The sequence below is a fragment of the Arthrobacter crystallopoietes genome, assembly GCF_017603825.1.
Classification (GTDB): domain Bacteria; phylum Actinomycetota; class Actinomycetes; order Actinomycetales; family Micrococcaceae; genus Crystallibacter; species Crystallibacter crystallopoietes_B.
Map to the genome: position 1 here is coordinate 2,317,907 of NZ_CP072014.1, position 22,326 is coordinate 2,340,232.

The following is a 22,326-nucleotide window of genomic DNA, read 5'->3' on the forward strand; positions in this document are numbered from 1 at the left end:
GTGTCAGCCGACGGTCAACGCCTTGTTCAGGAAGGCGCTGATGACCCGGCCTGCAGTATTTGTGTACGACGACGCCCCCTGCACGCGTTTGGTGACGGCCCGCGTGTTTTGGTGCGCCGGCTGCGAGCGCATGCGGTCGTTCAGGTAGAGCAGGGCCGCGAGAACTTCGGAGAGTTCGCCGTCGTCCTCTACGGTTTTCTGCAGCAGCCGGGCGTGGGCGTCGCGCAGGGTTGGCCCCGGCGTGCAGCCCAGCTCCCGGTCCAGCAGCCGACGGCACTTGTCGTAGGCCTGGAGGCCCTCGGCGTAGCGGCCGGCAGACTCAAGCGCGGTGACCAGAGTGGACCACGCCCGTTCGTTCAGCGGTTCCGACGCCACGGCCTGCCCGGCCCAGTGAAGCGCATCCTGTGTGCGTCCCAGGTACTCAGCGGTTTCGGCCGCCCGGATCTGCACCGACGTCACCAGCGACGCATGGTGGACACGCGCCTCGTCAACCCATTCCGCCGCCAACTCGTCACCGAGCAGCGGTGCCGACGCGAGCTTCAGCGCCTGCGCCAGCAGGGGATAGGCCTCCGCCGGTGAGCAGTCGTCGGCCTGCGCGACCAGCTGGTTGAAGCGGACCAAGTCCACCTCCACCAGGTCTGGATCGAGGACATAACTGCCCGTTGCGGTACGCAGCGGGCCGGTTTTGGCGTCGCCGGGCTGCAGGCTGCGCCGCAGCAGGCTGACGTAGCTTTCCAACGTGGCCTGCGCCTTCCCAGGCGGTCTGTCGCCCCAGAGCAGTTCGATGAGCTCGCCTTTGGAAACGGGCGAGCCGAGTCTCAGCAGCAGAATTTCGAAGATCTGCCTGGCCTTCGGGCTGCCGAGGGTGGAAGACGTCAGGACGGTTTTGCCCCGACGGACTTCAAGGTTGCCAATCATTTGTACCGATATGGGCGTGGCGTGCCCGGCTGTTAATTGCTCCACACATCCCCCTTGCACTTCGCATCCCCCAATGCGCGCATTCCCCACGAATGCTTTATCCATCATGACTGGTAACGATTGAGTTTCAATGGTGCAGTTGAGGCATGTCGGGCGCCCAAAATTGGGGGTTGCCCGAATAAAGATGCTGAGGCATAAGCAAGGGAGAGGTAGCTGAAGATGACAGTGCTGATAGCAGGATGCGGCGACCTGGGCACGGAAGCGGGGCTGCGTTTCGCGGCCGCCGGCCACCGCGTGATCGGCTGGCGCCGCTCGCCGGAGAAGCTGCCCGCGCAACTGGAGGGCGCCGCCGTCGACCTCACCGGGCCGCTGCCCGCAATCCCGGCCGACACGGAGGTTGTGGTCATGGCAACGGCGGCCGCCGAGCGGACGGAGGCGGCCTACCGGAGCGCGTATGTTGACGCTCTGGCCAACCTGCTGGATGCACTGGAGCGCGACGGCGTCCGGCCGCGCCGGGTGCTGTTCGTGTCTTCCACTGCGGTGTATGGGGAGAACGACGGGGGCGAGGTCGACGAAAATACGCCCGCCCGGTCATCGTCGGCGACCGGCAGGATCCTGCGCGAGGCGGAGGAGTTGCTGCACGCCCGGCAGCCCTCCGCAATCGTGTTGCGGCTGGGCGGGATCTACGGCCCGGGGCGGACGCGGCTGATCGACCAGGTGCGCAATGGGACCGCGGTGATTCCGGATCCGCCCCGGCTGACCAACCGGATCCATCGGGACGATGCCGCCGCAGCGATCGTGCACCTGACCACGGCCGTCGAAGCACCGGAGCCGCTGTATCTGGGGGTCGACTCCGAACCGGCAGAACTGGGGGAAGTGCTGCGGTTCCTGGCCGCCGAACTGCGTGTGGCGGCACCGCCCACCGGCGCGGCCTCGCAGAGCGCGAACACTGCGCGCGGCGGGGATAAGCGCTGCAGCAACCACAGGCTCGTCGCGTCCGGATTTCCGTTCCGCTATCCGTCATTCCGCGAGGGTTATCGCGCCGTCCTCGCGGGCGAGGGCATGCGCCACTCCTGAAGCGCATTTTCTGCGAGGCGCGCCCTGCAGAAAATGCGCTGTCGGCATGTCTGGATAGTCACCGGTGCGGGTACAGAATATGAGAGAGGCCCTGCGAATAGTCCGGATCCGAGGCCGAAAGCCGGTGCGGAAAGCCGAAGCCGCGGGGCGAGAGTTGCGAGCAGCGAGGGGATGTTCATGACACAGCAAGAATCCGGGTACGGGGCAGAGGCACCGCGCACGATCCAGGAGGTGCTCAACTCGCATCTCCACCACCGCACCGTGGGGGATCTGGAAGGTGACCTGCGCGAAAACTACGCGGACGACGTCGTACTTTTGTCGGCCGAGGGGGTGCACCGCGGCCACGACGGCGTGCGCCACCTCGCTGACATTCTGCAAAGCTACATTCAGGACGGGTCGTACCAGTTCCACAAGCTGCTGACCGACGGCGAGATCGGCATGCTGGTATGGACCGGTTCGACAGACGAGCTGAAGATTCACGACGGCGTGGACAGCTTCGTGGTCCGCGATGGCCGGATCACTGCGCAGACCATCCACTATTCCACCCGGCGCTGACCGCTCAGCCTGTGACCCATCCCACAAGCTGCGTCGAAAAGGCCTAGGATGGTGGGAATCCGCTGTCCAGGATCCTGAGCGGACAGCATGGTCACGCAGTGCGGGAGGCAGATGTGAAGAAGTTTTCTTTGACCGCAATCGGACGCCGTCATCTCGACACTGCGCGGCGGGTAACCAGCGGCAGAAGCGCCAGCACGGTTTACGGCGGGCACGAACACGTCCTGCGCCAGACCGTGATCGCGCTCGCCGCCGGCCAGGAGCTGAACGAACACTTGAACCCGGGTGAGGCTACCGTCCTGGTGCTCACCGGGCGCATCCGCCTGGCGACGCAGGCCGACCGATGGGACGGCCGCGACGGCGATCTCCTCGTGGTTCCCCCAGGGCTGTACTCGGTCATGGCGACGGAGGATTCGGTGGTCCTGCTGACCGTGGCCAAAACGGACCGGCTGCACCAGCGTCCGGATGCCGGCTCAGCCGTCCGGGAGATGCTGGAGCCCAAAGAAGAGGGCGATCTGCCGGTTTCCGGGTCTGACCTGGACGAGACTGCCGCCCCGGCCCTGTCGGAGAAAAGCTAGCGGCAGAACGCTGGGGATCAGGATGTCACCGCTCCAGGGCGGACGCTAGCTCCCCCAGGCTGGTAATCGTATAGTCCGGTGCTTCGAAGTAGCCCGGGTAAGCGGAGCCGCTTCGATTGAGCCAGGCCGTCTGCAGGCCGGCCCGCTTGGCGCCGTGGATGTCCCACGGATGAACGGCCACCAGGATCATCTGGTCCGGGTCCGTCTCGCAGACCCACGCGGCGTAGTCGTAGGCAGCGCGGGCCGGCTTCCACGCGGGCGCGTCCTCCACGGACAGGAGTTGCTCGAACTGCTCCAGCAGGCCCGCCGAATCCAGAAGGTTCCTCGCCACGTCCGCCGAACCGTTGCTCAGCGTGACCAGGCGCAGCCCCGCGCCGCGGAGAGCGCTGATGCCCTCGGCCACATCGGGATGAAGGGACAGGGCAGAAAAGCCGTCCATGATGTGCTGCACGGCCTCGTCAAGGTCGCGGTTCAGCGGAGTGTCCTGGAGCAGGCCGCGCAGGGATTCCGCTGCGATGCGGGCGAACTTCTCGTTGTTGCCCGCGGCGGCCAGGGCAAAGCCGTCGCGCAGCAGCCCGGCAAACCACACTTTCGCCAGGAAAGCCGGTGCTCCGGTCTGGGTGAATTTGGCCGGCAGGGCAGAAAGGTCGGAGAGCGTTTCGTTGACATCGAAAACGACAATGGACGGTTTCATGGCAACTCCTTTCTGCTGACGACTTACGCTCACGACCCTACGGGAGGGCACCCGGACCATCCAGAGTATTGCTGGAATCAGCCAAAATGCTTGCGGCCCCGTGGGATAACTGTTAGGCCTAAGGTACTCGCAAAACTCCTGCTATGAGCACATCAATCGGACCTGCGTTTGTGGTGAAGAAGGGACGTGCGGCAAATGACGCGCAACAATCCTGAGGTTCAGGAAGCCGACGAGAACGATCTCGAGGTGGAGAAGCCCAAATCCTGGGCGGCCGGCATCCCCGGCGTCGTGCATTCCATGCAGCCGGCGCTGAAACACATGGGGGTGGACCGCAGCCGGAAGACCCTGCTCGCGATGAACCAGAAGGACGGGTTCGACTGCATGAGCTGCGCGTGGCCGGATCCGGACCACCGCAAGCCCTTCGAGTACTGCGAGAACGGGGCCAAGGCCGTCACCTGGGAGGCGACGCCGGTCACCATCGCCACCGAGTTCTGGGCCGAGCACACCGTTCAAGAGCTGCACGGCCGCAGCGAGTACTGGCTGGGCATGCAGGGCCGCCTGACCGAGCCGGTGTACAAGCCGGCCGGCGCGGACCATTACATCCCGGTCAGCTGGGACGACGCCTTCAGGATCATCGCCGCGAAACTCAACGGCCTGGCCTCGCCGGATGAGGCCGCCTTCTACACCAGCGGCCGCACATCCAACGAGGCCGCCTTCGCCTACCAGCTGTTTGTGCGCGCCTTCGGCACCAACAACCTGCCGGACTGTTCCAACATGTGCCACGAATCCTCCGGCTGGGCGATGGGAGAGACCATCGGCGTCGGCAAGGCCACGGTGAAGTATGACGACTTTGGCAAAGCGGACCTGATCATCATCATGGGCCAGAACCCGGGCACCAACCATCCGCGCATGCTCACCGCCTTGGAGGAGTGCAAGGAGAACGGCGGCGAGATTGTTGCCGTCAACCCGCTGCCCGAGGCCGGTCTGCGCCGGTACAAGAACCCGCAGAAGGTCAAGGGCATCATCGGCCACGGCACCGAGATCGCGGACCAGTTCCTGCAGATCCGGCTCGGCGGGGACATGGCTCTGCTCCAGGCCCTCTCCAAGCGGGTGCTCGGTGCCGAAGCCGCCCATCCCGGCACCGTGCTGGACCACGAGTTCATCCAGGCCCACTGCGAGGGTCTCGAGGAGCTCAAGGCGCACCTGGACAAGCTGGACGAACAGGCCGTGCTGGAAGCCACCGGCCTGCGCGCCGAGGAGATCGACGAACTCGCCGCCCGCTACCTGAAGGCGGACAAGGTCATCATCACCTGGGCCATGGGACTGACCCAGCAGAAGAAAGCGGTCTCCACCATCAAGGAGATCATCAACCTGCTGCTCCTGCGCGGCAACATCGGCAAGCCCGGCGCCGGTGCATCCCCCATCCGCGGCCACAGCAACGTGCAGGGTGACAGGACCATGGGTATCTGGGAACAGATGCCGCCGTCGTTCCTCGATTCCATCCAGAAGGAATTCGGCTTCAACCCGCCGCGGGAACACGGGGTGGACGCGGTCCAGGCCATTGCCAAAATGCGCGACGGCGGGATCAAGGTTTTCATCGCGCTCGGCGGCAACCTTGTGGCCGCCATTTCGGACACGGCAGCGGCTGAGGAGGCCATGGAAAACACGGAGATGACCGTCCAGATCTCCACCAAACTCAACCGCTCGCACACCGTCATCGGCAAGGAAGCGCTGATCCTGCCCACCATGGGTCGCACCGAAATTGACCGGCAGGCCACCGGCGAGCAGTTCGTCTCGGTGGAGGACACCGTCAGCGCGGTGCACCCGTCCTGGGGCCATGTGGAACCCGTGGCGCCCGGCCTGCTCTCGGAGGTTGCCATCGTCAGCCGGCTGGCCCGCGCGGTGCTGGGGGACAAGGTCAACGTGGATTGGATCGGCTTCGAGCAGGACTACGACCTGATCCGCCGGCATATCTCCAACGTGGTGGTCGGGTGCGAGAACTACAACGAGCGCATCCGGCAGGAGGGCGGCTTCATGCTGACCAACGGCCCGCGGGATTCGCGCACCTTCAACACGCCCACCGGCAAGGCGGTGTTCAGCGTCGGTGACCTGGAGGCGCTGGACTGCCCGCCCGGTCGGCTGATCCTGCAGACCCTGCGCTCGCATGACCAGTTCAACACCACCATCTACGGCTACAACGACAGGTACCGCGGCATCAAAAAGGGCCGCCACGTGGTCTTCGTGAACCCGCAGGACCTGGCCTTGCTGGGGATCCACGACGGCCAGCTGGTTGACGTCCACGGCGAGCACGACGACGGCCGCGAGCGTGTGCTGCGCAAGTTCCGTGTTGTTGCGTACCCCACTGCCCAGGGGTGCGCGGCGGCCTACTATCCGGAGGCGAACGTGCTGGTCCCGCTGGACAGCGTGGCAGAAGTCAGCAATACGCCCGTCTCCAAGCAGGTGATCGTCCGTCTGGAACCGGTGCCGGAGGAGCCCGTGTCGGACGGTGGCAGGCAGGAAGACACCGGAGCCAAGATGTCCGGTCGCGTCAAGGCCCCAACCGTTGGCACAGCCTCGGAGGAAGCCAAGAAACCCGAGGGTGGCACGCTCCCCGACGAGGCCAAGACGCCCGAGCAAGCCAAGACCCCCACCGACGGGAAGACTCCCGATCCGGATGCCGGCTGGACCGGCACCGGGCAATAGTCCTGATATTGCCATCACCCGCCTCCGCAAGTGCTGGGACGGGCAGCTGGACATGCGCTTCCGGGCTACTTTGCGGCTCCGGCGCGCTCAAGTCGCGCGGAACTCGGCAAACGTGGCAAAATGATTTCTTGTGCCCCCGGCACGGTCCGCTCTGGTGTAATGGCAGCACCCCAGCCTTTGGAGCTGTGGAGTATAGGTTCGAATCCTATGGGCGGAACGAGGACCCTCCGGTAAACGGAGCAAGTCCCGGCAAGTAGCATGGCGTTAACCCTTGCTTAGCTTTGACACGGATTCAGTCCGGGTAGGAGTGCCACTTCGTGAGCCCCCAAGACAACAGTCCAGACAACGCAGTACCGGTGATCCAGCCGGCCGCAGTCATCGTTCTCGCCGCAGGCGCGGGCACCCGGATGAAGTCGCAGAAACCGAAGATCCTCCACGAAATCGGCGGGATTTCCATGGTCGGCCACGCGCTGGCCGCAGCCCGGGGCCTCGAGCCCAAGGTGCTGGCCGCCGTCGTACGCCATGAGCGCGACCGCGTGGCCGCCCATATCCAGGAGCTGGATCCGGAGGCGCTGATCGTGGACCAGGACGAGATTCCCGGCACCGGCCGCGCGGTGGAAGCCGCGCTCGAAGCCCTCCCCGCGGACCTCGAGGGCACCGTTGTGGTGACCTACGGCGATGTTCCGTTGCTCACAACCGCCCTGCTGCAGGAGCTGGTGCGGACCCACACCGAGGACGGCAACGCGGTGACCGTGCTGACTGCGGTCCTCGATGACGCCGCCGGCTACGGGCGGATTGTCCGCACCGAAAACGGCACCGTGCAGGGCATTGTGGAGCACAAGGATGCCAGCGATGCGCAGCGCGAAATCCGCGAGATCAACTCCGGCATCTACGCCTTCGACGCGAAGGTCCTGCGCGATGCGCTCAAGGAGATCACCACGGACAATGCGCAGGGCGAGAAGTACCTTACCGACGTGCTCGGCCTGGCTAACGACGGCGGGGGCCGGGTGGCCGCGGTAGTCACCACCGACCGCTGGCAGGTTGAGGGCGCGAACGACCGCGTCCAGCTGGCCCAGCTCGGCGCGGAGCACAACAAGCGCGTGCTCGAAGCCGCCATGCGTTCCGGCGTGAGCATCGTCGACCCTGCCACTACCTGGATCGACTCCACGGTCACGTTCGGCACGGACGTCACGCTGCTGCCCGGCACCCAACTGCACGGCAGCACACACGTGGCGAGCGACGCCGTCGTTGGTCCCGATTGCACCCTGACAAACGTCACGGTGGGCGAGGGCGCCAAGGTCATCCGCACGCACGGTTCGGACAGCCGGATCGGCCCGAAGGCGACGGTGGGTCCGTTCACCTACCTGCGCCCGGGCACGCAGCTGGGGGAGAAGGGCAAGATCGGCGCCTTCTACGAGACCAAGAACGTCATCATCGGCAAGGGCTCCAAGCTGAGCCACCTCGGATACGCCGGGGATGCCGAGATCGGCGAGAACTCGAACATCGGCTGCGGCAACATCACCGCCAATTACGACGGCGTGGCCAAGCACCGTACGATCATCGGCTCCGAGGTCCGCACCGGATCGAACACCGTCTTCGTTGCACCCGTTCAGGTGGGCGACGGCGCGTATTCGGGCGCGGGCGCGGTGATCCGCAAGGACGTTCCGGCCGGCGCGCTGGCGCTGAACGTCGCGGCCCAGCGCAACATCGAAGGCTGGGTCCAGCAGAACCGTGCCGGTACTGCAGCTGCAAAGGCGGCCGATGCCGCTACTTCTTCCCAAACCCCCACCAATGCAGAAAGTGACCATTCATGACCGGTATTAAGGCCCAGGGCGAAAAGAGGCTGGTCCTTGCCTCAGGCAGGGCACACCCGGAACTCGCCAAAGAGATCGCCAAAGAGCTCGAGATCGATCTGCTTCCCACCAGCGCATACGACTTCGCCAACGGCGAGATCTACGTCCGCTTCGAGGAAAGCGTCCGCGGTACCGATGCCTTTGTGATCCAGGCACACCCGGCCCCGATCAACGAATGGCTCATGGAGCACCTGATCATGGTGGACACGCTGAAACGTGCCTCCGCCAAGCGCATCACCGTGATTGCCCCGTTCTACCCGTACGCCCGCCAGGACAAGAAGCACCGCGGCCGCGAGCCGATCTCGGCCCGTCTGGTGGCGGACATGTACAAGACCGCCGGCGCCGACCGCCTCATCTCGGTTGACCTGCACACCGCCCAGATCCAGGGCTTCTTCGACGGCCCCGTGGACCACCTGATGGCCATCCCGCTGCTGGCCGAGTATGTCCGCACCCGTGTGGACCTGGACAACGTCACCGTGGTCTCCCCGGACACGGGCCGCGTCCGCGTGGCCGAGCAGTGGGCCGAGCGCCTCGGCGGCGCCCCGCTGGCCTTCGTCCACAAGTCACGCGACGTCAACGTGCCCAACCAGGCCGTGGCCAAGACGGTTGTCGGCCAGGTTGAAGGCCGCGAGTGCGTGCTGATCGATGACATGATCGACACCGGCGGAACCATCGCCGGCGCCGTCCAGGTGCTCAAGAACGCCGGAGCCAAGGACGTCATCATCGCCTCCACCCATGCCGTCTTCTCGGACCCGGCGGCCCGCCGTCTGGCTGAGTCCGGCGCCCGTGAAGTGGTGGTCACCAACACGCTGCCCATCACCGCGGACAAGCAGTTCCCGCAGCTGACCGTGCTGTCCATCGCTCCGCTGATCGCCCGTGCCATCAGCGAAGTGTTCGAGGACGGTTCCGTCACCAGCCTCTTCGACGGCAAGGCCTAAGCCTCCGTCCTGACTGTCAGCGCGGCGTCGGCCGGTCTCCTTGAGACCTGGCCGGCGCTGCGTCGTCGTTGGCCGCAGTCCTCTCGCCCAACGATGTCTTGCGCCCCGGATCGGTCCGCCGCTGCACGGCCGAGGCCCACACCCACGTTGTCCGCCGGATGCCGGCGTCTTCCCAGGTCACCTGCACCGCCCGCGACGTCCAGCCGAACGCCTCGCCCTGGACCAGCTCGGCGGCACCGGGGAAACGGATCCAGGCCCACACCGGCACACCCGGGACGACCCGCGTCACGTTGTGGTGCTCGAGATCGAGCTCCTCGGCGGTCAGCGATACCGGCTCCGCACGTTTGGCGTAACGGGCTGCCATCCGCGCCGCAGCATCCCGATCCATACAACAAGAATAGAACACATATTCGAAAAGAGAGAAGGATGGCGGAACACGGGTTCCGCCACCCTTCTCTCTTTGCCTGCCAGCCCAGGAGAGAGCTGGGTCAGGGTCTACCGGCTGCCGTCCTCACCCAAGAGGATCCAGAGCCACTCTGCATCGTCAACGGTGCGGTCGGAGTGTTGGCGATGCTTCTTTCTCTCCGCAGTAGGCGAAGCCTCGGGTGTGGGCTCTTCCTCCGGATCGGCGGCTTCGCTGGTCGGAGCCGGTTCGACGGGCGCCGCTGAGCGGCTGCGGGCGCCTGATCTGGTGGGTTCGGGGTCTTCGGGCACAGCTCGTGCGCTCTGCTTGGCCGGAGGGGTGGTGGCAGGACTTGTCGGTACCGCGGCGTCGGCGGTAGGCGAGGCTGTCGGCTTAGCTGCATCCGTGGCGGCCGCTGTGGCTTTGTCGGCCGCATCCGTTGCAGCCGCTGTGGCCTTGTCGGCCGCATCCGTGGCGGCGTCGGTAGCGTCGGCAACCTTGTCTTTAGCGGCCCCGGTTGCTTCCCCGACGACGCCGGTAAGTGGAGCGGCAGCTTCTCCGGCGGACTCGGTTGTCCTCGGAACGGGTTGCTCGATAGCGTCCCCTTCGAGAGTCGGCTGGGTCGCCGCACTCGGGGCGACCTGTGTGTCCTTCTGCGCGGCCGCCGTGCTGTCTGTTGTCGGCCGGCTGAACGTCGGCTCGGCTTCATTGGACGGCGCTGAAATAGGCCAGGCTTTCACGGATGTCTGCAGTTGGGGACGGCCAGCGCTGGCTTCCTGGGATCCAACCTGATCCAAGGGCAGGGCAGCCGCAGCAGCCACCGTGGCAACCACGGCCAGGCTGGCGAGTGCGCCGACACCGCGGAAGGAGACGGCGGATGGGGCTTCGTCCTTGGCGCGGCGGCGACCGCGGACCAGACTGGTGACACCATGCGACGAGATAGTGGGGCCGGCACGCCGGCGTCCACGGGCTGAAGGGTTCTTCACGGGATTCCTCTCTACACGCCTGCGAAGTTAGCTGTCGGATTCGAGACGGAGCATCTCGGCGCGGCCGGAACCGCAGCAGAACGCCGCGGACAACTAGCCGCACTTCACCCCAAGGCGCCGCTGGCGCCACTTCTGGTTCCTCCACCTCTGCCAGTGAATTTGAACGGACAGGTACGCTGGCAGAGCTCGGCGTGCGGACCCGGCCATAACCCTTCCCTAGGGCTACGGCGCGATTAAACGTATCGGCCACACTGAACCGTTACAAACCCGTGACATGTGTTTGTTGTCACGCCATTATGGGCGGCACCGGCTCTGCATGCCCATGCGCATCCTGACCTGCGCATATGTCATGTGGGGACCCTGAGATGCTCGTTTTCGGTACGCTTTCGGCCGGATGCGGAGAAGATGATGACGACGACGTGCTACCGGGCGGCTTCAAAGGCAGCGATGAACCTGCGGGCGCGTTCCCTGACGTACTGCCCGGACAGGTGGGCCTGGACAGCGGAATGGTGCATGTCCGGGTCGGTAGCCGAATGTTTTGATCGCTTACATGATGGGGGCATCCTGCTCCTGACCTCAACCGAGGATCAGCAGGACGGCGCCCACCGCGGAAAGGATGGCCCGTGCGAGGTTGGCCCGGCTCCAAGACTGCTCGAATCCAGCCCAACCGATGTCTGACCGCGCCAGCCGCCCGTTAAGGGGCACGTTGATGGCCATCGTTGCCAGCCATCCCGCCAGGTAGCAGGCGGCGCCGAGCGTTGATGTAAACAGGTCTTCCGTCGGAGGGCTCACGAGATGCTGGACAAATGTGCCGACGCACAAGAGAGCGGTGCCGAAGAACAACACCATAAAAGGTAGCCGGACGGCCTGTTGATTGATCGACACCATCGCGGCCTCGGCTTCACGGTCCGGCCTGCGTCGGAGTGCCGGCATGACGGTGAGGGAAAACGCAACGTAAAAACCGCCCACGATTGCAGAGCCGACCCCGGCCATCTCCCCGAGTGTCACCCCATGCTCCCCACTGTCATGCGAGAACCATAGCGACAGGTGGTTGCCGGCACATGAACTGAATCTGTCTGCATCGACACTGGAAAAACGTTGAGGACAGTCTGAGAATCCTCGCTGGTATCGTGCTGGCGGTGCGGCGGTGCGGGGAGACCACTTGCAACGTCATCCTCGACATCCAGGTGGTTGGGTGGATCCGGGACAAGCGGCGCGCCCTTGCCTCTAAGCATCCAGCTTGTTGAGCATGCCCGCAGATTCCAAGATGAATCTTTTCACCAAACCATGGCGTGTCCCACCCATGGGCGCCTAGGCTGAATAAGTCATCCCAGCGCATGCCACCCTCCCCAAGGCACGGGATGGATGGACCTGGCCAGAGCGGAGCCTCTGGCCAGGTCCCGCAAAACCGTAGAGTCTGGTCGGGCTGCCCATGCCAAACCACCGGACCTGAATTCATCAAGAGACCTTGCAAATACCTTGGAAAACGGCGCCGATCCGGCCGAAAGCAACGTTTATCCCTAGCGCCCGCACTAACCCCTCGCCTAGGCTAGCCGTACTTGACAGCCACCACCGCCTCCGTTGCCGGCGGCTGTCAGGGCACGAAGGCAGCGGAGCGGGTTCTCAATGGCGAGGACCCTGGGGGGGAAGCAGTTTTCTTTATGAGGGACTGCGCGTGCGGCAGCCCGTTGGGGAGCGGGCTGCCGCAGCGTCCGCATGGGCGCTCACGGCAATAACGGACCAGGGGAGACGGTCCGACACTCGCACCTGCACTGGCACCCGACGTGTGCCGGCCTTTTTTGGGGGAACAAGATGACAGACAAGCCAGCGCAGTCAGCGGCGTCCAATCCGAAACCGCCCAAGGAAGCGCGCCCGAAGAGGCGCGACGCCGTGAGGCGGCTGCGCGGAGGACTTGCCGCGGTGGCCGCCGGCACGCTCATGTCAGCCGGCCTGGCCCTGCCTGTTCTAGCGGACGACGGCGGAGCAGAGTTACCGGGATCAGCCACCGAGATCGCGGGGCTGGCCGAGGCGGCCCCTGCCGAAGCCACACTGGCCGGAACGGAAGACCCCGCGGAGGGAACAGACGAGCCGGCTGAAGCTGAAGCCGCGGAGGCCCCCGAACCTGTTGAACCGGCAGCCGAACAGCCCGTTGAGCCGGCGCCCGCCCCCGGCCAGGAACCCGCCCCGGCCCCGGTCGCCCAGGCTGCCGCGCCGGCCAACCAGCCCGCCGCACCTCTGGCCGCGATTGCAGGGAGCGACGACGAGGCCGGGCACGAAGACGAAGTGCCCGAGGTCGAGGAAGAGACCGAGGAAGCAGAGGTCGAGGACGAAGAAGCCGAGACTGAGCACGAAGAAGAAGGTGAAGACGAAGAAGAAGCCGAGCACGAAGAGGGCGAACACGAGGACGAAGCCAGCCCGATCGTCGCCACCAAGAGGGCCAATTCGGTGGAGGCCCTCGGCGACGAGTCCGAAGGTCGCTGGTACATCAGCTACACCATCCAGGTAGTCAACCAGCCCAACGGCGACGGCGACTACAAGGACGAAGAGGAATACACACTCTCGGACACGCTCTCGTTCGGCCAAGGCATCGAGGTCGAGAGGGCTACCTGGAGCAAGGGCAACAAGGAAAACCAGTTCCAGGGCAACACGGCCGAACTCGTCAGCAAGGACGACGACGTCGAACTGGGCGAAGGCAAGAGCCACTTCTACCACGTGTACGCCACGGTCAAGGTCGCAGACGACACCCCCGAATACGAACTGACCTGTAAGGACGGCTATTCCGGCGGCCTGCTGAACAAGATATATGTGGACGGCAACTACGCCGATTCTGCCTGTGCCGACATCCCGCACGCACCCAAGTACCGCGCCAGCCTCGAAGTGGACAAGCAGTGGGTCATCGACGGGGAGTACTTCAATCACGGCAAGCAGCCCGACGGCTTCGACGCCTGGCTCAAGCTCGGCCCGGACAGCGAGGAAGTCGCGGACGCAGAATGGGGTACGCAGTCCACGGACTTCTACAAGGGCGACTACGTCTACCTCAAAGAGGAAGTCACTGTCCCTGAGGGCTGCTGGGTGGAGGACCGGCAGGGCCTCGGCGAGCGGCAGCTCGAGCACGAGGACACCGCCTTCACCGTGGTAAATCATGTTGAGTGTGAACAAAACCTGACCCTGGCCAAGGACATCGACCCCGAGGACTACTGGGATTACGCGGAGAAGTGGACGCTGACCGCTACCGCAGAGGGCGACGATGAGCCCACGCTTGAGGGCACTTCCTTGGCGAGCGGCAGCGTGGATCCGGACGTCACCTACACCCTCGCCGAGAAAGCGGACTTCGAAGGCCAGGACGAGTTCACCGCCGGCGACTGGGTCTGCGAACTGGTCTACGGCGAAGGCAAGATCCACCAAGACGGCGACAAGATCACGCCGACGTACGGCCAGGACATCCGCTGTGTTATCGAGAACTCGCTCGACCCCGAGGGGCTGTACGTCGACAAAACCGCCTACGAGGCGATCGACGTCGGTGCCGGCATCTGGGAAATCGAATACGAAGTCAGCGTGACCAACAACTCCAAGATCGCCTGGCGCGACTACGACCTGACCGACACGCTGAAGTTCGGCGATGGCATCAGGGTCACCAACGCTGAATGGATTCGGGATAACGACGGCGAGGAAGGGGTTTGGGAGGATCCCGAGGGGGACACTACAACCACCTTGGCAGACGCCCGCGGCATTGAACCGGACTCCACCGACCTCTATATCGTCTGGGCGCGCGTCGTCGTTGATTCCGACGCCTCCGAGGACCAGCTGGACTGCCGGCTGGAGGAAGACGAAGGAACGGGCCTGTTGAACGAGGTCCTGCTCAACGGCAAGTACTCCGCCGAAGCCTGTGCCGAGGTCGAGGCCCCGGACGAGGAGACTCCGGCCAAGCCGAACCCGGAAACGGAAGAACCGCCGGCCAATCCCGAGGAACCGCCGATGGTACCGGAAGAACCGCCTGCACCGGGTGCAGCGGCTCCTAATCCGGAACCGGCACCAGTGTTCTACCCGCAGGCAGGTGGCCTTGCCATGACCGGCACGGAATCCATGGGACTGATTTCGGCGGCGCTGCTGCTGATGACAGCAGGAACCGCGGCCACAGTCCTCTCGCGCCGTAAGAAGGGCTGAGTTGCCAGGCCCAATCATTGGGGGCCATATAACGTGAGGCCGTTGCCAGCGGTTGATGCCGGCAACGGCCTCAAATATGCCGGTGAAGGAGCGGTTTCGGAACCGGCCGTACGCTGCCGCAAGCTCTAGGATGAGCCTATGACGGTACCGGACGCAGTGATTGTCCAGCAGTCGGAATGGTGGAACGTCCTTGAGGCCTTGGGGCCGCTGGCCACGTTGCTGGCGGCCGCCGTCGCGGGTTTCATTGCATGGCAGGCCCTGAAGGAGCGGGCGCTGGCGGACCGTCGTGCCGAGTGGTGGTCGCGTGCGCAATGGGCGCTGGACGCTTCCTTGTCGGCTGACATGGAGCGCAAGGCCACGGGACTGGGTGTGCTGGCACTGCTCGCAAAGAGCCATTTGGCCACAGATGAAGAGATCGAAATCCTGGCCACTGCAGCCATCAGGCCGCTGCAGGAAGCAGCGCTGCCCGCGGCACTGCCGCAGCGGGCTAGCGAAGACCATTGCGTCAAGACCAACGCCGCCCGGCTGTGCGTGACCACTGATAGGCGACTGGGCAGGGCGACGCCGCAATGGGTTTCAGACTTGGCCGCTTCCGGGTTTCCGCAGCCGGGTGCCGGTTCCGGGAAATAGGAACGCGCACCCGGCAATAAGGACTCAGGCGGCGGCGGTCGCCAGTTCCTTCGATTCCTTCGGTGCGGGAACCGCGGTCAGGTGAAGGCGCCTGACTTCGTTGGCCGGAACCAGCTTCAGATACACGGGGTGCGCGGAAATGATTTTGCGTACCTCTTGGCAGAACGGGCGCACGGCCAACCGCCTCTTGTGCGCATCGGCGAGGGCGTCGCGGATCAGGCGCTCGGCAAGACCTTCTACCTCGCAACTGGCGCTCACGGTGGTCCAGAGAAGCCACATCTCGCCGTCCTGGATCTGGTAGTGCAGTGACGCGGCCACCGCTCCGTCCACATAGGCGTCGTATTGGGAAGCACCGTAGTTGTTGGTGATTACCTGCATGCCATCTCTCCTCTGTTCAAGAATTGATCCTGCTACAGGTTGAAGCCAAGCATGCTTACTATCCCTCATGCAACACAGAGAGCTGGTTTCCGGTCTTTCGAGGTCAAAATGATGTTCAAACTATGTGCCCAGACACCGAAGGTGATAAAGACGTACCCGAAATTCAGCCTGCGTGGTCATCTTCCACGCCGCACCACTCCGCAATGAACAGGGCGATGGCCTTGGTGATCCGTCGGACGGACTCGATCTCCACACGCTCGTCGAACCCATGGATCGCCTCCGATACCGGACCGTAGACCAGGGTAGGAGTGTTGCCGTACAACGTGAATACGCGCCCGTCCAGGTACCCTGGCGTGGTGAAACTCTGCAGCTCCTCGCCGAAAGCCTCCCGGTGGGCGCCGGCCAGCACGGCTTCGGCGTCGGAGCCTTCCTCCAGTACGTAGCCCTCGGAGTAAAAGCCGGTCTTCGTGGCCGTCAGCGGCAGTCCCGTGGAGTCAAGGCAATCCTGCAGTTCCTGCCAGGCCTGGTCCGCCGTCGTACCCGGGTAGATGGCCACGCGCACGTCGATCTCGCACCAGGCCGGAACGCTCGAGGGCCAGTCGCCGCCGACGATTTTGCCGAAGTTGAAGTTGACCGGGTGCTCGAGGTCCTCGAAGTAGCGGTGCGAGCTGCGCTGCTTGTTCCACTTCTCCTCCAGCTTCCGCAGGCTGGCCATCACTGTGTAGGCCGAGTCGATCGCGTTGAAGCCGGTGGACATTTCACGCGGATGGGTGGGCTCGCCGGCCACCCGCACCTTGAACCAGAGCACACCGACGTTGGCCCTGACCAGCATGTTCTCTTCCGGTTCGGGAATGAGAACGGCATCGGCGGTGTAGCCGCGCAGCAGGGCGGCCAGCGAACCGTTGCCGGTGCACTCTTCCTCCACTACCGACTGGACAATGATCTCGGCGGTGGGTGCCAGCCCGGCGGCGCGGACGGCGTCGAGCGCGAAGAGGTTGGCCACGAGCCCGGCCTTCATGTCGCCGGCGCCGCGTCCGTACAGCCAGCCGTCTTTCATCTCGGCGTGCCAGGGGGAGCGGGACCAGGTGTCCTCGGGCCCGGTGGGCACCACGTCCACGTGCCCGTTGAGGATCAGCGAGCGCCCCGCCGTCGTCCGCGGTTTGTATGTGCCGACCACGTTGACGCTGTTTTCATAGGACACAGTGGACGGGCCGTAGCCGACGTGATTGCGCAGTTCCTCCGAGTCGATTTCCCAGCGGTCCATCTCCAGGCCGCGGGACTCCATCGCCCGGTAGAGCAGGTCCTGCGCGTCCGCCTCGTCCGCGCGCAGCGAGGGTTCGGCGATCAGTTCGGCGGTGAACGCGAGCTGCTCGTCGAAGGCGGTGTCGACGGCGGCCAGGATGCGTTGTCTGATGTCCGGATCCGGCATGGTTGCTCCTTCAGTCGAGGCTGGCGCGGGCGCGTTACTGGCCAAGGTACAGGATCCCTTCGAGCGGCTCACCGGCAGCAATCCGGCTGAGGATATTCGGTTCGGCGGCATCGGATTCAACGGCTTGAAGAACGACGGCGGCGGCCACCTCGGGTGCCAGCACCACCACTCCGTTGTCGTCGCCGAGGACAATGTCGCCCGGCCGTACAGTGACACCGCCGACGCTTACGGGGACGTCGAACTGCGCACGGCCGGATGCGTGGCGTTTGGTGGTGAGGCAGGTGGTGCCGCGGGCAAACACAGGCAGCGCCCCGCCGTCGTTCGCTTCGTTGAGTTCCACCACGTCGGTCACCGGGCCGTCCACCAGGATGCCGGCCGCGCCACGGTCACGGGCGGCAGCACCGGTGACCGCGCCGACCGGAGCGTGCTGCCGGTCGCCGTCCATGTCCAGCACCAGCACCTCGCCCGGGTGGAGGCGCAGCAGCGCGTGGTTGACCGCCACCGCATCGGCGTCGGGAATCCGGGCCGTGGTAGCAATGCCCACCATCCGGGCGCCGGGCACGATCGCGTGGATCTCCGAGGAGCAGAACCCCTCTTCGAGGAAGTGGCCCAGGGTGGGGAAGCTGACGCTGCGCAGCTGGTCCAGCAGTTCGGCCAGCTCCGGCAACTCCGGCAGCTCGGCCGGCTGGCCCGGGGTGGCGGTGGCCAGGGTTCCGGTGGCGGACATTTCCATGGGTTACTTCTCCTCCTGTGCGGGCACTACCGCCACGCATTCGATCTCCAGGCTTACGCCCCACAAGCTGACGCACACCGAGGTGCGGGCCGGCTTGTGGGGGCCGAAGAATTCCTCGTAGACCGCGTTGTATTCGGCCAGTTGGTCCGGTTCGGTCAGGTACGTGTTTACTTTGACCACGTGTTCCAGGCCGGAGCCGGCTTCGATGAGCGCGGCTTCCAGGTTCCGGATGGTCTGGCGGACCTGCTCGGCGAACGTGTCCGGCTGGTCTTCCAAACTGGACTTGGCGGGTACCTGGCCCGCGGTGAAGACAAAGCCGTTGGCGACGACCGCCTGTGAGTACGGGCCCACCGGCTCGATCGAGCCGGTGGCCGCGTGGATGCGCCGGATGGTCACCGGGCAACCTCTGCACTCTCGGAACCGTCGCCACGGACCGGGCCGCCGTAGACGGCACCGCTGGCCGGGCCGCCCGCGCTATCGCTGGACGGGGCTGCCTCCACCGCGTCGATGTTGCCGTACCGGGTTTCGGTCAGCAGGTACAGCGCGATCAGGGACAGCGCGGCGGCGCCCATCACGTACCAGGCGATCGAGGAGCTCTGCCCGGTGGCGGCGAGCAGGGCCACCGTGATGGCCGGGGTGGCGGCCGAGCCCAGCAGGCCGGAGAGCATGTAGGACACGGACAGGCCGGAGTAACGCACCTTGGAGCCGAACAGCTCGGCCAGGAAGGTGGCGATCGGGCCATAGTTGGCGGAGAACGCGAGCATCATCAGGCCGTAGCCCACGAACATCAGCGGCACGGATCCGGTGTCCATCAGCCAGAACATCGGGAAGGCCAGCAGCGCCTCGGCGGCCACACCGGCGAAGATGATCGGCTTGCGGCCCACCCGGTCGGAAAGCCGGCCGAAGAACGGGATGGCGATGAAGGCCAAGACGCAGGCGAACATGACGGCCCAGAGCATCGTGTCGCTGGAGTGTCCCAGTTCGGTGGTGCCGTAGTTGACTCCGGAGGCGACCAGCAGGGTGAACGTGCTGCCGGTGGACAGGGTGGCGACGCCGCCGAGGATGACCTGCTTCCAGTACTTGCGCATCAGGTCGGCAAACGGGATCTTCGCCTTGGCGCCGGTTTCGCGGACCTTCTGGAAAGACGGGGTCTCTTCGATGTTAAGCCGGATGTAGATGCCCACGCCCACCAGGATGGCGGAGAGCAGGAACGGTACGCGCCAGCCCCAGCTGAGCAGGTCGGCCTCGGACAGGTTGGCGGCCACCAGCAGGAAGGCCACGTTGGCAATCAGGGTACCCACGGGCACACCGATCTGGACCATGGAGCCGTAGAAGCCGCGCTTGTTTTCCGGCGCATGCTCCACGGTCATGAGGACCGCGCCACCCCATTCGCCGCCGAGGGCAAGGCCCTGGATCAGGCGCAGGGTCAGCAGCAGCAGGGGAGCGGCGATGCCGATGGTGGCATAGTCCGGTACCAGTCCGATGGCGAAGGTGGCCGCGCCCATCGCGATCAGCGAGATCAGCAGCATGGACTTGCGGCCCACCCGGTCACCGAAGTGGCCGAAGAGGATGGCGCCGACCATGCGGGCGAGGTAGGCGGACGCGAAGGTGAGGAAGGAGAGGATGGTGCCGATGGCGCCGTCGAGCTCGGGGAAGAAGATCCGGTTGAACACCAGCGCGGACGCCGTTCCGAAGAGGAAGAGGTCGTACCATTCGACGGTGGTACCGATGACACTGGCAGTGGAAATTTTGCGCATCTTTGCGCGATCGAGTCGTGCACTTGTCGAAGCGCTTCGCGTCGTTGCAGAAGACATTCGTAAGCTCCAATGAGGAAGGGATGAAGGCGTGCAGGGCGGCTCTGATGTTCGCCCTGCGGTGCGGAACAAACTGGTTGTGCAACCACTATCCCTGCGGCGTGGCGTGCGTCACAAGAAAGATCCACACACGATTAGCGGCCGCACATTAGGCACATGCACACCGGCTCCAGCCTTGCCCTTCCCTTCCTGCCGACTACTTCCTTTCAGCCAACGACGACGGCGCGCCGCCCACTTTGGGCGGCGCGCTCACCTTCCACAGGGATCACGTTTGTTGGCTCCCGTTCACTTCTTGACAGCCGTGAACAGCAGGTACTCCCATTCCATCCTGCCGTTGCCAAGGTTGGCGCGGGCCAGTCCGGCGAGCTCGTCATCCAGCGCCCGCACCCGCTCCGGGCTGTCGGCGATGTTGCGGTACGCGGTGATGGTGGGGCCGTAGCAGGTCTTGAAGAATTCGCGGAACTCTTCCGGAGTGGCGAACCGGTCGACCATCAGCTTCTCCCGTTTCGCAACGACGTCTGTCACCCGGTCGCCCAGCAGTTCCCGCACATGCTCCTCGTTACCCCACAGCGGCGGCGGCTGTGCGCCCGGAGGGGGCGGCGGAGCGTACGGCTTCATGGTCTTGAACATTTGGCCGATGAAGCCCTCGGGCGTCCAGTTGATCAGCCCGATTCTGCCTCCGGGCCGGAGCACGCGGACGAGTTCGTCGGCGCTGGCCTGATGGTTGGGAGTGAACATGATCCCCACGCAGGAGATCGCGACGTCGAAGGAACCGTCGTCGAACGGCAGGTTCTCGGCGTCGGCCTCCCGCCATTCCAAGGTCAGGCCGTCACCTTCCGCTTGCCGGCGGCCGGCGTCCAGCAGCACAGGTGTCAGGTCGGATGCCGTAACGCGGGCGCCGATCCGGGCTGCAGGAAGGGCAGCGTTGCCCGAGCCTGCGGCGATGTCCAGCACCCGCTCGCCAGGGCGAATAGCGCTCGCCACGACGAGTTCCGGGCCCAGCGCCGGTACGACTTCCGTGGCGACCGTGGGATAGTCGCCCAGCGCCCACATCGCACGGTGCTTTGCTTTGATTCCGTTGACAACATCTTGATCGCTCATGTCGTGCCCTTAGAAATTAGTAGCTCTTGATGTCCCCTTGTAGGTGGTTCTTCAAGGATCGATCCACACGCAGTCTGCGTCCAGTGCCAGATCCGATCCGTCGCTTTCAAGCTTGTACTGGTGACAATGGCACTTTCCTTACCTGCTCGATCAGGCCCAAGCGATGACGGCACGCGCGGCCTGTACCGGAACCATCAGGTCGATCCCGGTCAGCTCTTTGAAGCGGCGCATCCGGTTCAGGATGGTGTTGCGGTGGCAGTAGAGCTGGTCCGCCGTGGCGCTGACGCTGCCGTTGGCCAGAAAGGTGGAGACGGTTTCGCGCAGCCGCTCCAGTTCGTCCGGCCGGGCTACAGACAACTGGCCGTCCAGCCCGGCGCCCAGTTGCACGCCGAGCGCATCCATCCGCGCACGGGCCAGCCGGATCCAGTGCCGCTCAACGGTGATGGGCGCCTGGTCGTCCGGTGTGGCGAGATCCGACAGAGCGGCGGCGATCCGGCCGAACGCGGCCAGATCCACCAGGCCGGCGTCCGCCGTAGCGAGGCCGCACGGAATCGCAGAGATCCCCGCACCAAGGGAGCCAGGCGAACCGCCGCCGCGCGGTACCGGCCAGAACAGGTAGGTGTACTCCTCGGCCTGGTGCAGGAACATGGATTGGCTGCGGTTGGGCGTGGAAGCCACCTTCCGGAGCTCGGCCGCCGGCTGCCCCTTTGCGGCGGCGATGGCATAGGGCACGTCCGGCTTCAGGTTGAAGGCCTTCGCAAACCGATCGCGGGTTTCGGGCAGGCGGCCCTGGGCACCGAAGAGAGCTGAGATGAATTCCTGCCGGACACCGGCTTCCTCTTGCGCCATGCTCACGCGCGCGGCCAGGTAACTGGAGTGGGTGGCCGTGGCGTAATCGTCTACCACCCGCCAGACTTCCTCGGCCCGGTTGACCAGCAGGGCGGCGTCGTCGTTGTCCGAAATTTCCAGCAGCGTGGCCCAGATGATGGGGAAGTCCATGCGGACGGCGGAGATGAGGGCCTCGGCCGGGAGGCCCTGGCGCGCGCGGCGGTTGCCCAGATCGGTGGCGAATTCCAGCAGCCGCGGGTAGTGCTCTTTGCCCGCCATCGCGTCCAGCGTCAGCTCGATCGCTTTGGCGGCCGCGGTCTGCAGATCGTGGCCGGAAACGGCGTGCCCGGAGTACTCGGGAATAGCCCGCACCCGCTCCACGAACGTCTCCTGCATCCTGGGCAGTTTGTCCTTCAGGCCTCCCACCAGCTGCACCCAGCGGGCATCGTCGGCGCCGGTTGCGGATGACGCGGTTCCGGTTTCGGGAGAACGGGCAGCGCTGCCAGGGGGTGTGTGCATGAGCACAGTGTAGGGGAAATAACGCGTT

Annotated in this window: 20 protein-coding genes, 1 tRNA gene and 1 riboswitch; of the genes, 9 read left to right on the top strand and 12 right to left on the bottom strand. The window is 65.1% G+C overall.

Translation table 11 applies throughout. The features are described from left to right. Positions 1-3: 3 nt before the first annotated feature. On the bottom strand, positions 4-918 hold the full coding sequence (locus tag J5251_RS10715; protein WP_244250626.1) for an AfsR/SARP family transcriptional regulator: 915 nt from the start codon (positions 916-918) through the stop codon (positions 4-6). A gap of 219 nt (positions 919-1,137) precedes the next feature. On the opposite strand from J5251_RS10715, the gene J5251_RS10720 reads away from it, so the two are divergent. From J5251_RS10720 to J5251_RS10730, 3 genes are all read left to right on the top strand, one after another. Then, positions 1,138-1,995, top strand: coding sequence for an NAD-dependent epimerase/dehydratase family protein (locus J5251_RS10720; RefSeq protein ID WP_208573938.1), 858 nt, complete (start codon positions 1,138-1,140; stop codon positions 1,993-1,995). Positions 1,996-2,172: 177 nt separating this feature from the next. Further along, positions 2,173-2,550, top strand: coding sequence for a nuclear transport factor 2 family protein (locus J5251_RS10725; protein ID WP_208573939.1), 378 nt, complete (start codon positions 2,173-2,175; stop codon positions 2,548-2,550). Positions 2,551-2,678: 128 nt separating this feature from the next. Beyond that, positions 2,679-3,125 carry a cupin domain-containing protein gene (locus J5251_RS10730; protein WP_348272912.1) on the top strand — a complete coding sequence of 149 codons (447 nt, stop codon included), beginning with the start codon at positions 2,679-2,681 and terminating at the stop codon, positions 3,123-3,125. Positions 3,126-3,150: 25 nt separating this feature from the next. On the opposite strand, the gene J5251_RS10735 is transcribed toward J5251_RS10730, so the two are convergent. Further along, the gene (locus J5251_RS10735; RefSeq protein ID WP_208573940.1) at positions 3,151-3,819 is read right to left on the bottom strand and encodes a haloacid dehalogenase type II; all 669 of its coding nucleotides are present in this window, start codon (positions 3,817-3,819) and stop codon (positions 3,151-3,153) included. A gap of 195 nt (positions 3,820-4,014) precedes the next feature. Between J5251_RS10735 and J5251_RS10740 the strand changes: the two genes are divergently transcribed. The 4 genes from J5251_RS10740 to J5251_RS10755 all read left to right on the top strand — a co-directional run bounded on the left by J5251_RS10740 (position 4,015) and on the right by J5251_RS10755 (position 9,313). Beyond that, a complete protein-coding gene (locus J5251_RS10740; protein WP_244250627.1) occupies positions 4,015-6,522 on the top strand; it encodes an FdhF/YdeP family oxidoreductase in 2,508 nt (835 codons plus the stop codon). Between the two features lie 145 nt (positions 6,523-6,667). After that, positions 6,668-6,739: transfer RNA gene (locus J5251_RS10745), tRNA-Gln, on the top strand. Between the two features lie 100 nt (positions 6,740-6,839). Continuing rightward, complete coding sequence (glmU, locus tag J5251_RS10750; RefSeq protein WP_208573941.1) at positions 6,840-8,336, top strand: bifunctional UDP-N-acetylglucosamine diphosphorylase/glucosamine-1-phosphate N-acetyltransferase GlmU; 1,497 nt, start codon at positions 6,840-6,842, stop codon at positions 8,334-8,336. Then, positions 8,333-9,313 (top strand): ribose-phosphate diphosphokinase, encoded by a 981-nt coding sequence (locus J5251_RS10755; protein WP_139005256.1) that lies wholly within the window; start codon positions 8,333-8,335, stop codon positions 9,311-9,313. The genes glmU and J5251_RS10755 overlap by 4 nt, the downstream gene beginning before the upstream one ends. Before the next feature lie 16 nt (positions 9,314-9,329). Here J5251_RS10755 and J5251_RS10760 read toward each other — a convergent pair whose 3' ends face one another. The 3 genes from J5251_RS10760 to J5251_RS10770 all read right to left on the bottom strand — a co-directional run bounded on the left by J5251_RS10760 (position 9,330) and on the right by J5251_RS10770 (position 11,710). Continuing rightward, a complete protein-coding gene (locus J5251_RS10760; RefSeq protein ID WP_208573942.1) occupies positions 9,330-9,701 on the bottom strand; it encodes a hypothetical protein in 372 nt (123 codons plus the stop codon). Between the two features lie 107 nt (positions 9,702-9,808). Then, positions 9,809-10,702: a hypothetical protein gene (locus tag J5251_RS10765; RefSeq protein WP_208573943.1), complete on the bottom strand. Its 894-nt coding sequence runs from the start codon at positions 10,700-10,702 to the stop codon at positions 9,809-9,811. A 2-nt stretch (positions 10,703-10,704) separates the two neighbouring features. Further along, positions 10,705-10,878: riboswitch (cyclic di-AMP (ydaO/yuaA leader) on the bottom strand. 400 nt (positions 10,879-11,278) lie between these two features. Beyond that, on the bottom strand, positions 11,279-11,710 hold the full coding sequence (locus J5251_RS10770) for a DUF1772 domain-containing protein (protein ID WP_244250628.1): 432 nt from the start codon (positions 11,708-11,710) through the stop codon (positions 11,279-11,281). An 804-nt stretch (positions 11,711-12,514) separates the two neighbouring features. Here J5251_RS10770 and J5251_RS10775 point away from each other — a divergent pair. Together J5251_RS10775 and J5251_RS10780 are read left to right on the top strand one after the other, a co-directional pair. Then, positions 12,515-14,866: a hypothetical protein gene (locus tag J5251_RS10775; protein WP_208573944.1), complete on the top strand. Its 2,352-nt coding sequence runs from the start codon at positions 12,515-12,517 to the stop codon at positions 14,864-14,866. 138 nt (positions 14,867-15,004) lie between these two features. Continuing rightward, positions 15,005-15,496: a hypothetical protein gene (locus J5251_RS10780; protein WP_208573945.1), complete on the top strand. Its 492-nt coding sequence runs from the start codon at positions 15,005-15,007 to the stop codon at positions 15,494-15,496. A gap of 24 nt (positions 15,497-15,520) precedes the next feature. On the opposite strand, the gene J5251_RS10785 is transcribed toward J5251_RS10780, so the two are convergent. From J5251_RS10785 to J5251_RS10815, 7 genes are all read right to left on the bottom strand, one after another. After that, on the bottom strand, positions 15,521-15,874 hold the full coding sequence (locus J5251_RS10785; RefSeq protein ID WP_208573946.1) for a GNAT family N-acetyltransferase: 354 nt from the start codon (positions 15,872-15,874) through the stop codon (positions 15,521-15,523). Positions 15,875-16,037: 163 nt separating this feature from the next. Further along, positions 16,038-17,303, bottom strand: coding sequence for an ArgE/DapE family deacylase (locus tag J5251_RS10790; protein WP_208573947.1), 1,266 nt, complete (start codon positions 17,301-17,303; stop codon positions 16,038-16,040). Between the two features lie 34 nt (positions 17,304-17,337). After that, complete coding sequence (locus J5251_RS10795; protein ID WP_244250629.1) at positions 17,338-18,036, bottom strand: RraA family protein; 699 nt, start codon at positions 18,034-18,036, stop codon at positions 17,338-17,340. Positions 18,037-18,039: 3 nt separating this feature from the next. Continuing rightward, positions 18,040-18,432 (bottom strand): RidA family protein, encoded by a 393-nt coding sequence (locus J5251_RS10800; protein WP_205676812.1) that lies wholly within the window; start codon positions 18,430-18,432, stop codon positions 18,040-18,042. Then, positions 18,429-19,793: an MFS transporter gene (locus J5251_RS10805; protein ID WP_208573948.1), complete on the bottom strand. Its 1,365-nt coding sequence runs from the start codon at positions 19,791-19,793 to the stop codon at positions 18,429-18,431. Before J5251_RS10805 ends, J5251_RS10800 begins: the two co-directional genes overlap by 4 nt. A gap of 342 nt (positions 19,794-20,135) precedes the next feature. Further along, positions 20,136-20,951, bottom strand: a complete 816-nt coding sequence (locus tag J5251_RS10810) for a class I SAM-dependent methyltransferase (protein ID WP_208573949.1) — start codon at positions 20,949-20,951, stop codon at positions 20,136-20,138. 150 nt (positions 20,952-21,101) lie between these two features. Beyond that, positions 21,102-22,298, bottom strand: a complete 1,197-nt coding sequence (locus tag J5251_RS10815; protein WP_208573950.1) for a PucR family transcriptional regulator — start codon at positions 22,296-22,298, stop codon at positions 21,102-21,104. Positions 22,299-22,326 lie beyond the last annotated feature (28 nt).